Annotated in this window: 10 protein-coding genes and 1 other annotated feature; of the genes, 9 read left to right on the forward strand and 1 reads right to left on the reverse strand. The window is 37.9% G+C overall.

Going from position 1 to position 14,569, the window contains the following annotated elements; all coding sequences use genetic code 11:
• Positions 1 to 62 precede the first annotated feature (62 nt).
• From dnaN to NST46_RS06790, 7 genes are all read left to right on the forward strand, one after another.
• Entirely contained in the window at positions 63 to 1,199 is a 1,137-nt protein-coding gene (gene dnaN, locus NST46_RS06760) for a DNA polymerase III subunit beta (RefSeq protein WP_251659713.1), read from the forward strand.
• Between the two features lie 568 nt (positions 1,200 to 1,767).
• A complete protein-coding gene (gene yaaA / locus NST46_RS06765) occupies positions 1,768 to 1,983 on the forward strand; it encodes a S4 domain-containing protein YaaA (RefSeq protein ID WP_095313987.1) in 216 nt (71 codons plus the stop codon).
• Positions 1,984 to 2,091: 108 nt separating this feature from the next.
• Positions 2,092 to 3,204 carry a DNA replication/repair protein RecF gene (gene recF, locus NST46_RS06770; RefSeq protein WP_095313985.1) on the forward strand — a complete coding sequence of 371 codons (1,113 nt, stop codon included), beginning with the start codon at positions 2,092 to 2,094 and terminating at the stop codon, positions 3,202 to 3,204.
• Between the two features lie 28 nt (positions 3,205 to 3,232).
• Positions 3,233 to 3,514, forward strand: a complete 282-nt coding sequence (gene remB, locus NST46_RS06775) for an extracellular matrix regulator RemB (RefSeq protein ID WP_095313983.1) — start codon at positions 3,233 to 3,235, stop codon at positions 3,512 to 3,514.
• Positions 3,515 to 3,769: 255 nt separating this feature from the next.
• Positions 3,770 to 5,695 (forward strand): DNA topoisomerase (ATP-hydrolyzing) subunit B, encoded by a 1,926-nt coding sequence (gene gyrB / locus NST46_RS06780; protein ID WP_095313981.1) that lies wholly within the window; start codon positions 3,770 to 3,772, stop codon positions 5,693 to 5,695.
• A gap of 370 nt (positions 5,696 to 6,065) precedes the next feature.
• Positions 6,066 to 8,579 carry a DNA gyrase subunit A gene (gyrA, locus tag NST46_RS06785; RefSeq protein ID WP_340002647.1) on the forward strand — a complete coding sequence of 838 codons (2,514 nt, stop codon included), beginning with the start codon at positions 6,066 to 6,068 and terminating at the stop codon, positions 8,577 to 8,579.
• A gap of 208 nt (positions 8,580 to 8,787) precedes the next feature.
• The gene (locus tag NST46_RS06790) at positions 8,788 to 9,894 is read left to right on the forward strand and encodes an HD-GYP domain-containing protein (protein WP_341136973.1); all 1,107 of its coding nucleotides are present in this window, start codon (positions 8,788 to 8,790) and stop codon (positions 9,892 to 9,894) included.
• A 27-nt stretch (positions 9,895 to 9,921) separates the two neighbouring features.
• Here the strand turns inward: NST46_RS06790 and NST46_RS06795 are convergent, their stop codons facing one another.
• On the reverse strand, positions 9,922 to 10,881 hold the full coding sequence (locus NST46_RS06795) for a YaaC family protein (protein ID WP_095313977.1): 960 nt from the start codon (positions 10,879 to 10,881) through the stop codon (positions 9,922 to 9,924).
• Positions 10,882 to 11,242: 361 nt separating this feature from the next.
• Between NST46_RS06795 and guaB the strand changes: the two genes are divergently transcribed.
• Both guaB and NST46_RS06805 read left to right on the forward strand, forming a co-directional pair.
• Entirely contained in the window at positions 11,243 to 12,715 is a 1,473-nt protein-coding gene (gene guaB, locus NST46_RS06800; protein ID WP_341136974.1) for an IMP dehydrogenase, read from the forward strand.
• 171 nt (positions 12,716 to 12,886) lie between these two features.
• Entirely contained in the window at positions 12,887 to 14,221 is a 1,335-nt protein-coding gene (locus NST46_RS06805) for a serine hydrolase (protein ID WP_341136975.1), read from the forward strand.
• 85 nt (positions 14,222 to 14,306) lie between these two features.
• Positions 14,307 to 14,531 (forward strand) — a binding site (T-box leader).
• Positions 14,532 to 14,569: the final 38 nt, after the last annotated feature.

Genomic DNA, 14,569 nt, shown 5'->3' on the forward strand with positions numbered 1-14,569 from the left:
GACATTTTTACCTAACTTTTGAACAATCTATAAAAGAACTTCCAAATTAGGAGGATATTTTCATGAAATTTATTATCAAACGTGATCGATTAATTGCAGGTATACAGGATGTCATGAAAGCAATCTCATCGAGGACCGTTATTCCAATTCTTACTGGAATGAAAATTGAAGCAAAACAACACGGAATTACACTAACAGGAAGTGATTCCGATATTTCCATTGAATCTTACATACCAGCAGAAGAAGATGATATGGTATATGTAGAGCAAATTGAGGAAGGATCTATTGTTTTACAAGCAAAATATTTCCCAGATATTATTCGCAAACTACCAGAGAATACAGTTGAAATTGAAGTTGATTCCAATCTGAAAGTTACCATTCGGTCTGGAAAAGCTGAATTTAATCTAAATGGTCAAGATGCAGAGGAATATCCACTATTACCTAAGCTACAAACGGATGATAGCTTTGAAATGCCAATTGATCTGTTGAAAAGTATGATTAAACAAACTGTATTCGCAGTATCCACAATGGAAACTCGACCAATTTTGACAGGCGTTAATTTGAAATTAGTTGACAAAGTTCTATCTTTTACAGCAACAGACAGTCATCGTTTGGCAAAAAGAGAAATCCCTGTAGCAGATGCTAACATTGCATTTCAGCAAGTTGTTGTACCAGGGAAAAGCTTAAACGAATTATATAAAATACTTGATGATACGGAAGAAACGGTTGAAATAAGTGTTACAAACAATCAAATTCTTTTCCGTACAAAGCATTTAAATTTCTTATCTCGTTTGCTTGATGGGAATTATCCAGAAACCTCTCGACTAATTCCAGAGCAAAGTAAAACGAAGATTCAAGTAAAAACAAAAGAATTACTCAATACAATTGATCGTGCATCACTTCTTGCAAAAGAAGAACGTAATAATGTCGTCAGGCTTTTTACACCAAATGATTCTGTCATTGAAATTTCTAGTAACTCACCAGAAGTTGGTAATGTCGTAGAGGAAATCGGCATCCAAGCAATGGAGGGGGAAGAGTTGAAGATATCATTCAGCTCGAAATATATGATTGATGCATTAAAAGCAATTGAATACGATGAGGTGATCATCGAATTCACAGGTGCTATGCGGCCATTTGTTATTCATCCACTGAACGAGGATTCAATATTACAATTAATTTTACCTGTTCGTACCTTCTAAAAAACTTAACACAAAAGCGAAGTGCCCTTCCAGACTACCCATCGCAACGTCTTATCGTAGCAGTCTCGCTGGTCATTGGCACTTTGTGAACGTGTCTGTTTCGGCAACTAAGTTATACACAGCACTCAAATTTTAATTGCCTGACTGCGAAAAAAGCTCTAATAAGGGCTTTTTTTCGTTCATAGCAAAATATAAGCCCTTTTGCGCGTTTTTATGACAATTAGAGGTCTTACCTTCCCTTTCACCCAAAACTTTAGTAAAATAGGTATATAAGACAAATAAAAGGATGTTTACAGATGTGGAATCGAAATTTAATTTGTTTCTTTTCTAACATCGTATTTTTATCTCGTATTAAAAAACTGTAATATCCCGCCTCTTAGTCTAAGAACCAAAACCTGTAAAATGAGGATTAACAGTCCGTAACTTCTGATTCTGTTCAAAGGCCTGACTGTCTCCCGATGCATTTCATGGGGGCAAAAGAAAACCTCTGCGGAATGAAGTTTCGCATTATCACATCATCTAAAAAGATGTGCTTGTTTTAAAAAATCATAAGAATTTGGTGATGAACATGCAAGAAGAAATTAAAATAAATACAGAATACATCACTTTGGGCCAATTTATTAAGCTGACTAATATTTTGGAGTCCGGTGGAATGGTGAAAGCCTTTCTAGCAGATGTAGGTGTATTAGTAAATGGAGAAATAGAACATCGACGTGGGAGAAAGCTCTATCCAAAAGATGTAGTCGAAATAGAAGATGTTGGCTCGTATATTGTCGTAAGCTGATTGCATCCAACGCTACCCTGTTGATTAGAATTTAATTTTATTGGTCATTCATGCACGTGCAATGTGAATTTTTACCAATAAAACGAAGGAAAAAGAGGATTAATTTGCATGCACATTGAACAGCTTCAATTAACAAATTACCGTAATTACGAAAAATTGGATATCTCTTTTGATGATAAAGTGAACGTCATTATTGGTGAAAATGCACAAGGAAAAACGAACTTGATGGAAGCAATCTATGTAATGGCCTTTACTAAATCACATCGAACCCCACGTGAGAAAGAGCTTATCGGGTGGGATAAAGAATATGCTAAAATAGAAGGTAGAATAACAAAGCGTAATCATTCCATTCCCCTTGAAATCATTATTTCTTCCAAAGGAAAAAAAGCTAAATTAAATCGGCTCGAGCAAAAACGCTTAAGTGATTACATTGGGGCAATGAATGTTGTGATGTTTGCCCCAGAGGATCTAACGCTTGTTAAGGGGCCGCCCCAAACACGCAGACGTTTTATCGATATGGAGCTTGGTCAAATACAGCCGAGATATATTTATCATTTGGGACAGTATCAAAAAATACTGAAACAGCGCAATCATTTATTAAAACAAATGCAGAAAAAACGTACGACTGATTTTACAATGTTAGAGGTATTATCAGAGCAGCTGATTGAACATGCCTCCACATTATTAGAACGACGTTTTGTTTTCATGGATTTATTACGTAAGTGGGCTAAGCCAATCCATCATGGAATAAGCCGAGAGCTGGAAAACCTTGAAATTCGCTACAGTGCTACAATAGAAGTATCAGAAGATGCAAACATGGAAAAAATAGGTACTATCTATCGAGATAAATTTAAAGAAGTACAAGAAAAAGAAGTTGAACGCGGTACAACATTAATTGGACCACATCGAGATGATTTGATTTTTTATGTAAATGGAAAGGATGTTCAGACTTATGGTTCCCAAGGGCAGCAACGGACAACTGCACTATCCATTAAATTAGCTGAAATTGAACTCATTTACGGTGAAATCGGAGAATATCCAATTCTGCTTTTGGATGATGTTTTAAGTGAATTAGATGATTACAGACAATCGCATTTATTAAATACCATTCAAGGGCGTGTTCAAACCTTCGTTTCAACAACAAGTGTGGATGGAATTCATCATGATACATTAAAACAAGCAGAGCTGTTTCGTGTAATAGACGGAAGTGTGGACAACTAATCTGAAATCAGAGGTGGAGTGTGGTACCGTGTTTATTCATATTGGGGATAGCAATGTAATTCAATCGGAAGATATTGTTGCTATTATTGATTATAATTTGGTGTCATCATCTACGATTATGGATGAGATGATGGCTACAGCACATCAGAAGAAACAGATAATTGGTCCGAAAAAGAACGCTAAATCAGTCATGATTACGAAGAATACAATTTATTACAGTTCTTTATCGGTTTCTACGTTAAAGAAAAGATCGAGCATGATTCGGGCGATAAATAAATTAGACGATTATTCGGATGAAATTGTTCCATAGGCAAAAAAGAAGAACCCCCTGTTTTACAATGTATAGAGCAGATGCATATTTTCACTATAAGTATAAATATGCATGTGATTAAGCCTCTTGTGAAGCATGTATCGCTAGTCGCTGCTTCGGTACTTTATTTATCCGCAGCATTCAAATTGTACAGTTTCCTAATAGTAACAACCAACAGTGTATCTAAATTCACTGCTAATTATAGATGATTTTTTACCGTATTACGTGTACTTCAATAGAAATGAGTGTGAGAAAATGTCAATGGAAGACAAAATAACAGATAACCAAGCATATGATGCTGACCAAATACAGGTATTAGAAGGTCTGGAGGCCGTACGCAAACGACCTGGAATGTACATCGGATCTACGAGTGAGAAAGGTTTGCACCATCTTGTATGGGAGATTGTTGATAATAGTATTGATGAAGCACTGGCTGGATATTGTGATCATATTCAGGTCATCGTTGAAAAGGATAATAGTATTACAGTAAAAGATAACGGGCGTGGGATTCCAGTTGATATCCAGAAAAAAACAGGAAGACCAGCATTAGAAGTTATTATGACCGTTTTGCATGCCGGTGGTAAATTTGGTGGCGGAGGCTATAAAGTTTCCGGTGGATTACATGGTGTAGGTGCTTCTGTTGTGAACGCTCTATCTAAAGGTTTAGAGGTGCATGTTCATCGCGATAATAAAATCCACTTTTTAGGCTTTGAAAAAGGTGTCCCAATTGGGGAAATTGAAGTAGTTGGCGAAACCGATATTACTGGTACAATTACGCATTTTACGCCAGATCCGGAAATTTTTACTGAAACGACTGAATATAACCTGGAAACATTAGAACAACGTCTCCGCGAGTTGGCATTTTTAAATAAAGGGTTAACGATAACTGTTGAAGACAAGCGAACAGATAGCGAGCCGAAATCGTACTTTTACGAAGGCGGAATCAGCTCTTACGTTGAATTTATTAATAAAAATAAAGAGGTACTTCACGAACCTTTCTATGCTGAAGGAGAAGAAGAAGGAATTGCTATCGAGGTTTCCATTCAGTACAACGATGGGTTTGCGAGCAATTTATATTCCTTTGCGAATAATATTCATACGTATGAAGGCGGGACGCATGAAGTTGGGTTCCGTAGTGGTTTGACTCGTGTGATTAATGATTACGCAAGAAAAAGTAACCTGATCAAAGAAAATGACACAAACCTTTCTGGAGATGATGTCCGTGAAGGGATGACAGCCATTGTTTCTGTAAAACATCCAGACCCTCAATTTGAAGGGCAGACGAAGACAAAGCTAGGAAATAGTGAAGTACGTGCTATTACAGATTCTATATTCAGTGAGTCATTCTCAAAATTCTTATATGAAAACCCGACAATTGCCAAAATAATTGTCGATAAAGGATTAATGGCTTCACGTGCACGTTTAGCAGCAAAAAAGGCGCGTGAATTGACACGAAGAAAAGGTGCTTTGGACGTTTCCAGTTTACCTGGAAAACTAGCAGATTGTTCGTCTAGGGATGCATCAATTAGTGAGCTTTATATTGTTGAGGGAGACTCTGCCGGTGGTTCAGCGAAATCCGGTAGGGATCGTCATTTTCAAGCTATTCTTCCATTGCGTGGTAAGATTTTGAATGTCGAGAAAGCTCGACTTGACCGTATTTTATCCAATAATGAAGTACGTGCTATGATTACTGCCCTTGGTACTGGTATCTCCGAAGATTTCGATATTACGAAAGCAAGGTACCATAAAGTAGTCATTATGACAGATGCAGATGTTGACGGAGCACATATACGAACATTATTATTAACGTTTTTCTATCGTTATATGCGTCCATTAATTGAACATGGATATATTTATATTGCACAGCCTCCATTATATCAAGTGAAACAAGGGAAAACACAATACTATGCTTACAATGATAAAGAATTAGACCGTATCTTAGAAGAAATACCAAAGGCACCAAAACCAGGTATTCAGCGGTATAAAGGTCTTGGTGAGATGAATGCAGAGCAACTATGGGATACAACAATGGATCCGGAAAAACGTACACTGCTTCAAGTTGAATTATCCGATGCAATCGACGCAGACCAAGTTTTTGACATGCTTATGGGAGATAAAGTTGAACCAAGAAGGGTCTTTATCGAAGAAAATGCCCAATACGTTAAAAACCTGGATATCTAAACGGAAAGCGAAAGCGACTGTTTAGAAATGAAAGGCTAGCAAGGCCCGAAAAGCACATGGTTTTAGTGCTTGAAGTGTGAATTGCTTATGACCGTAGTTTCCAGGAGCCATAGCTAGACAGCGAAAAGTGAAGCGGGCTTGCCCAGCGACGTAAGGCAGTGACATGGGACCGTAGAGCGCATGGTTTTAGCGCTCGAAGTGTCCATTGACAATGACTGTAGTCGCTAGCCCACGTGCAGCTAGACAGCGAAAAGTGAAGCGGGCTTTCCCAGATAATGACAAGCAACGGAACTGGATAAATAAAGTAGAGTAGTTATTTTTCGAAGGTAATCACTATTGATGTTAAATAGTGATAGGAGGTAAAGAAGGAATGGCAGAGGAAAAACGTCCAAATGTTCAAGAGATTAATATTAGTAAGGAAATGCGTACATCTTTTCTTGACTACGCAATGAGTGTTATCGTGTCGCGTGCATTACCAGATGTACGTGATGGAATGAAACCAGTTCATCGGAGAATTTTGTATGCGATGAATGATTTAGGGATGCATTCTGATAAGGCGCATAAGAAATCAGCACGTATTGTTGGTGAAGTTATCGGTAAGTATCATCCACACGGAGACTCAGCAGTTTATGAGACAATGGTTCGGATGGCACAAGATTTCAGCTATCGTTATATGCTTGTAGATGGTCATGGAAACTTTGGATCGGTTGATGGAGACTCAGCAGCTGCAATGCGTTATACTGAAGCGAGAATGTCAAAAATCTCGATGGAGTTATTGCGTGATATCAATAAAGATACAATTGATTATCAGGATAACTACGATGGATCTGAACGGGAGCCTGTTGTATTCCCAGCACGTTTCCCTAATCTACTCGTCAATGGTACATCAGGGATTGCGGTTGGAATGGCAACCAATATTCCGCCACATAACTTGGGAGAAACAATTGATGCTGTACTTGCAGTGAGTAAAGATCCGGATATCACGGTAGATGAATTGATGGAAGACTATATCCATGGTCCAGACTTTCCTACTGCCGGCCAAATATTAGGTCGCAGCGGAATCCGAAAAGCATATGAAACTGGAAAAGGTTCGGTTACAATTCGTGCGAAAGTGAATATCGAAGAAAGTTCAAATGGAAAAGAAACAATTATTGTAACAGAATTACCTTATCAGGTTAATAAAGCAAGACTGATTGAGAAAATTGCAGAACTCGTTCGGGATAAGCGGATTGAAGGAATTACAGATTTACGTGACGAGTCTGACCGAAATGGTATGCGCATTGTGATGGAGCTTCGCCGTGATGCGAATGGCAATGTTGTTTTAAATAATTTGTATAAACATACGTCACTACAGACAACATTTGGAATTAATATGCTTGCATTAGTAGATGGCCAGCCGAAAGTATTAACTATTAAACAGTGCCTAGAGCATTATTTAGAGCATCAAAAAGTAATTATTACACGTCGTACTGCTTTTGAATTAAGAAAAGCAGAAGCGCGTGCACATATTTTAGAAGGTTTACGCATCGCATTAGACCATTTAGACGAAGTAATTTCCTTAATCCGTAACTCTAAAACTGCAGACATTGCAAGAGTTGGTTTAATGGAACGTTTCAAGCTTTCAGAAAAGCAAGCTCAAGCTATTCTTGATATGCGCCTGCAGCGTTTAACAGGTTTAGAGCGTGAGAAGATTGAAGAAGAATACAGTGAATTGCAAAAACTGATTAATGAGTTAAAAGCAATTTTAGCGGATGAAGAAAAAGTACTTGAAATAATTCGCGAAGAGCTTACTGAAATTAAGGAACGTTTTAATGATGATCGTCGTACGGATATTGTAGCTGGTGGAGCTGGATTCTTCGAGGACGAAGACTTAATTCCAGTAGAAAACATTGTTATAACCCTTACACATCAAGGGTATATCAAGCGTTTACCTGCATCTACCTACCGAACACAAAGACGCGGTGGTCGAGGAATTCAAGGAATGGGAACGAATGAGGATGATTTTGTAGAACATCTTGTATCGACATCCACACATGATACGGTGCTTTTCTTTACCAATAAAGGAAAGGTATATCGTGCAAAAGGGTATGAGATTCCAGAGTTCAATCGGACAGCAAAAGGAATTCCAATCATCAATCTGCTTCAGGTTGAAAAAGGGGAATGGGTCAATGCAGTTATCTCTGTAAATAGCTATGAAGAGGATGCGTTCCTATTCTTTACAACGAAACATGGAATTGCTAAACGTACTTCCCTGGCCAAATTTGCAAATATCCGTAAAGGTGGCTTAATTGCAGTTGGACTTCGTGAAGAAGACGAGCTAATCTCCGTTCGATTAACCGATGGCAATAAGGATATGATGATTGCAACGAAAAATGGTTATCTGATCCGATTCGAAGAGACACAAATTCGAGAAATGGGACGAACTGCAGCAGGTGTTAAAGGTATTTCGTTACGAGAAGATGATGAAGTCGTATCCATGGAGATCATTGAGCCTGATTCAAAAATTCTCCATGTCACAAGTAAAGGTTTTGGTAAACAAACACCAGAAGCGGAATATCGTCAAATTAACCGCGGGGGTAAAGGTGTTTTCACATGTAAACTCGATGAGAAGACTGGTCATGTTGTAGCTGTAAAAGATGTGACAGGTGAAGAGGATCTCATGTTGATTACCATAGCAGGCGTATTAATTCGAATTCCAGTAGCAGAGATTTCAACAACTGGACGAAGTACAAAAGGTGTCCATTTAATTCGATTACAGGATGGAGAAGAAGTAGCAACGGTTGCTAAGGTAGATAGGGAAGAAGAGGAAACAGCAGAAGAAGAAGTTGTACAAGATACAACTTCAGAAAAAGAAAGCACAGAGACAGATACGAACGAAGAATAATTGGAATCTATCTATAGATGACTCAGAAAGTAGTGTACATCCTGAGTCATCTTCTTTATACATATGATACGAACTGGAATCCCCTCTATGCTGGGGAAATAAAAAAACTGATTCTTTTAACCTTGTGCTGCTAACAGTCTATGCGAAGGAAGAGAATCTTAATGGAATGAAGTATTACCTTCTATCTGAGAAAATGGGGGAAACCGATATGCGAGTAAAACCTTCAAGTCTAATTCCAGGATGTGTATTACTTAAGGAAGTAAGAGGCAAGACAAATCGTCCAATCATCCTAAAAAACACCATATTAAAAGAAGAACATATTACAATTCTTGAAAAATTCCTTGTTGAGTCGGTAGATGTATCATCTACCTTGTCTAACGGTGATTCCTTTTTAGGAAAACCTGTTCAGCCAAAGGAAAAACAGCATATGAAGAAGCAAAATTCAATTGATAACGAAAAAAGTCTTCCATTTGCTGAGAGTTATCTAAATGTGGTGGCTGCATATAAACAACAGTTTCAAAAATGGCAAAATGGGATGCCAATTGATATCTCAGTTGTTCGTAAATTGATCATACCACTATTGGAATGTACAGAAACAATAGAGGCCGAAAAAATATATAGGCTTCATACATATAGTACCCAGGAGGATTATATGTATTTCCATAGTGTTGCAGTTTCCCTTCTTTCAGCATTTATCGGTAGGAAAATGGGGCTTTCGAAAGGTGAATGGCTTCAAAGTGGAATAGCAGGATTACTTAGTAATTGTGGATTGGTAAAAGTGGATGATTCTATCCTGAACAAAAAGGGAACGTTAACAGAAGATGAATGGAAAGCTATTAAAAATCACCCTACGTATTCGTATCGAATGATTGAGCATTTACCAATAATCACAGCGGCGGTAAAATTAGGTGTACTCCAGCATCATGAACGTCTAGATGGAAGTGGTTATCCGCTTGGTATTACGAATGAAAAAATCCATGTATTTGCTAAAATTATCGCAGTAAGTGATACATATTTCGCGATAATAAGTAATCGTATCTATGCAAAGGCACAAAGCTTATTTCATGCAATAAAAACAATCGAAAAGGATAGATATATGAAATTCGATGCGCAGGTAGTAAACGTATTCATCGACAATTTCGTTCATTTTTTGATTGGAAAGAAGATAATCCTCTCGAATGGAAAACATGGGGAAATTGTTTTTATAGAAACGACAAAACCGACAAAGCCAATGATTCGTATCGAACCAGATGAACCGATTATCTCATTGGATCAAATGCCCGAACTTTATATTGAAGAAATAATAGGGAGCTAGCTATAGCTCCCTATTCTTATATGTAGGCTATGTTAGGCTGTCAAACGTCGTTTTCATTGCTAGCATCTCACTACCAATTTGCCTTGGGATTTTTTGTGCAGTAACTTGTAGAAAATGGTGGATTAAAGGGTAATCCATATCCGCCTTGGATACAAATAAGTCACCCCACCATTCTGACTCGTAGCGACAGAGCATACTAAGATTAAAAAGCAACAAATAATGAATCATTACTTCTGAAATAGGAAGAAAGGAATCCCGGTTTGCTGGAAAATAAAGCTGATTATTATCCATATGCTTGAAAAAAGGACCATTCGAAAAATCAACGTAATCTTCAAGTTCTATATCAAGCATTAATTTTCCAGATTTAATCTCCTTAATAGCTGGAAGATAGTTTTGTATGCGTGCTATAAATGCCTTTTCTGTTAAATGATAGTTATCAAATAATTTGGTTGGGAATTGTAGATGAACCGAGTTTGCTGAGCCAATGACAGTTAGTTTCTCCTGCTTCTGTAAAGCGAAAAAATTACTCATTTCAGGTAGTAAGCTAAAAAGCGTTTCCATGCGAATTTTTTCAAAAGGGATTCTTTTAGTGGCGTACAAATGCTCCGAGAAATAAGGGAACATGCCATGCTGTTGTACTTTTACTTCATCATCTGTAAATGTATAGAACTTTTTCTTTCGTTTCCTTGCAGTTACGCCATGAGCGAGCAGCGAGGTTGATTCTGGGTAGTCCGGACGTTTCGTTAGAAGATATGCTTTTAATAAATGCACCATACCGTAAAAATATAAAACAGGCTGAACAAGTTCATCGGATTTTTTACCATTTTCATAAAAACGCTGGCTATGATCGAGCAAATACATGAAAGTGCTGTAATTTTGATAGCTTTTTGCTTCTGCATCCTCCATTCCTAAATAGCATTGATATAAAAAGCTTTGGGCATGTTGTTGTGCGTTTAAATACGTATAAAATTCATCGACTGTTATCATAATTATGACCTCTTAACTATTATAAAATTTTGAATCTATTTATTTTTTGTTTCTAATCGAACTTTGTTGAAAAACCAAGCGTATTAGAGTAATGTATATAAAAATAGATATTCGTATATATAAATGTGTGCTCAGAAGGAGGATAAAAAGGACCGAGGTCGGCTAAAGTTGCAACGTCCTGGGCCTGCGATTACTCGCCCCGCCGAAAAACCTTGTCGCAACACCGACATTAGAACGCCCTGGGCGTCGAAGTTCTATCACTCTCGATGTGTCATTTTTACCGGACTTTTGGGACATCCTCTATATAGTTTGAACGATAGATAGATACACCATACATAAACTTCATAAGGAGGAATTAAAAATGAGAGAAGATAAGTTTGCAAAAGAAGGTTTAACATTTGATGATGTATTATTAATACCAGGAAAATCAGAGGTTTTGCCTAATACCGTTAATCTTAGTACACAGCTTACATCCAATTTGAAGTTAAAATCTCCATTTATTAGTGCTGGTATGGATACTGTTACAGAAGCAGAAATGGCAATTGCAATGGCACGCCAAGGAGGATTCGGTGTCATTCATAAAAATATGTCGATGGAGGAACAAGCTGAGCAGGTAGACCGTGTTAAACGTTCTGAAAGTGGAGTTATTACGAACCCATTCTTCCTTACACCTGACCATCAAGTATATGATGCAGAGCACTTAATGGGCAAATACCGCATTTCTGGTGTACCAATTGTGAACAATATTGAAGAACAGAAGCTTGTAGGCATTTTAACAAATCGTGATTTGCGCTTCATTCAGGATTATTCTATTGCTATTTCGGAAGTGATGACAAGTGAAAACCTTGTTACAGCTTCAGTTGGGACAACATTAGAGGAAGCTGAAAAACTTCTCCAAAAATATAAAATTGAAAAGCTCCCACTTGTGGATGAAAACAACATTTTAAAAGGTTTAATCACAATTAAAGATATTGAGAAGGTTATTGAGTTCCCGAATTCAGCTAAAGATGAGCAAGGTCGCTTACTTGTAGCAGCTGCAGTTGGTGTAACGGGAGATGCGATGCTTCGAATTGAAAAGCTTGTCGAAGCAGGTGTCGATGCGATTGTGATTGATACTGCTCATGGACATTCAAAAGGCGTGCTCGATCAACTACAAGCAGTAAGAGCGGCATTTCCTGATTTAGACATTATTGCAGGTAACGTTGCTACTGCTGAAGGAACAAAAGCGTTGATTGAAGCAGGTGCATCTGTTGTAAAAGTTGGAATTGGACCTGGATCAATTTGTACAACTCGAGTTGTAGCTGGTGTCGGAGTACCACAGATTACAGCAGTACATGATTGTGCTGTAGCAGCCGCAGAATACGGTGTTCCAGTCATTGCCGATGGTGGAATTAAATATTCTGGAGATATTGTGAAAGCATTGGCTGCTGGAGCACATGCAGTCATGATTGGCAGTATGTTTGCAGGGACAACGGAAAGCCCTGGAGAAACAGAAATCTATCAAGGCAGAAAATATAAAGTATACCGCGGAATGGGTTCTGTTGGCGCAATGAAAGCAGGCTCGAAGGATCGTTATTTCCAGAGTGATTCAGACAATAAAAAGCTTGTTCCAGAAGGTATTGAAGGAAGAGTTGCTTATAAAGGTGCACTTGCAGATACGTTCCACCAGTTAATAGGCGGATTACGATCTGGTATGGGATATTGTGGAACAGGAACAATTGATGCATTGCGCAATGATGCACAGTTTATACGTATAACAGGTGCTGGATTACGTGAGAGCCATCCGCATGATGTACAAATTACAAAAGAAGCACCAAATTATTCAGTCAATTAAGGCTCTATAATTTGAACTGCCTTTTATAATAGCAATGAATAAAAAATAGATGCTTGGTATCTCTAGCATCTATTTTTTTATATTTTTATGTGGTAAAATAACAGATAGCTTATTCAAAAGAGAGAATGGCAAAATTAAAAAGGTTATACCGCAGGTTGGAGGTACAGAAAGTTGAAACACAGCATGAAGAAGATTTTTCCATTAGTACTTGCGATGCTTGTACTAATACAATTGTTTATAACAGAGCCACTTACTGCAAACGCTGCAGAGTCATTGGATATAGGTGCTGAATCGGCAATTCTAGTCGATGCAGAAACAGGAAAGGTTTTATACGCAAAAAACCCTGATGTTGCGCTTCCACCGGCAAGTATGACGAAAATGATGACGGAATATCTCGTATGGGAAGCTGTCGAAAATGGTCAAATCTCGTGGGATACAACTACGCAGATTAGTGATTATGCTTACAGTATTTCTGCCAATACGGTGTTTTCGGGTGTTGGATTGAAACAACAACAGGATTATACAGTTGAAGAATTATATGAAGCAATGGCGATTAATTCAGATAATGCCACAACGATTGCTTTAGCGGAATTAATTTCTGGTTCAGAGGGCGAATTTGTTAAGTTAATGAATCAAAAAGCGGAAGAGTTAGGGCTATCTGAAGCTGAATTTGTAAATTCAACAGGATTGGACAATGAAGACCTAGATGGTAATCACCCAGAAGGAACAGACCCAAATGGGACGAACCTATTGTCAGCACGATCTGCTGCACAGCTTGGTTATCACCTTGTGAATGATTATCCAGGTGCACTCGATGTTGCTAAAATTCCAGTGACTGAATTTGATGGACAAACCATCCGCAACTGGAATTATATGCTTCCACATGAAGGTGAAAATTTAGGACAGTTTTTCTATAAAGGTGTAGATGGCTTAAAAACAGGCTTTACAAATTTGGCAGGCCACAGCTTCACAGGTACTGCAATTCGAGACGGTAATCGATTAATTACGGTTGTTATGAGAACGAGTAGTGATACAGAGCGCTTCGTAGAAACAGCTCAATTACTGGATCATGGCTATTCGAAATTCCAATCTGAGGAGCTTTTCCCTGCTGGTTACCAGTCTGAGGATCAAGGCACAGTTCCTGTAGCAAAAGGAAAACAAGATGAAGTTAACGTTTCATTAAGTGAAGCAGTACGTATTCCAATTCAAGCAGATGAAGCAGAATTGTACAGTATTGAATATCATATTGATGAGGATAAATTAAATGAAGACGGTGAATTAGTAGCACCAATTGAAAAAGGCGAAGTAGTCGGAACAGCAGAGCTTGTTTATGATGGTGATGTTGATTATGGTTATATTTTTGATGATTCAACTAGCCAAATTGACCTTGTAACAGATGAAGCAGTAGAAAAATCAAACTGGTTCATGCTTACACTCGGATCTATCGGTGATTTCTTTGCAAATATATTTACAGCTGCCGTTGATTGGATTAAAGGACTTTTTTAGTTAACAACAAAATCAATTTTTCCAGAAAAACTTGCATTTTGAATTAAAATTGCATATGATAGCAATAATTATAATGACAATCAATTAAAATGTATTGATAGGAAGTAGTAATAGCATGTCTTTCTTAAGAGAGCCGATGGCTGGTGAGAATCGGTGTTAGATTGCTGTGAATCCATCCTTGAACAGGTTTACGGAAAGGATTTAGAATCCAAAGTAAGTAAACCCGGTGAAGAGCCGTTATGAACGATGAGCCGGAAGATAGTATCTTCAACAAGGGTGGCAACGCGGGAAACTTACTCTCGTCCCTATATTTAGGGACGGGAGTTTTTTGATTTTTAAAGGATTTAA

Origin of the sequence: Oceanobacillus sp. FSL W7-1309, assembly GCF_038002145.1 — a bacterium.
GTDB lineage: Bacteria > Bacillota > Bacilli > Bacillales > Amphibacillaceae > Oceanobacillus > Oceanobacillus profundus.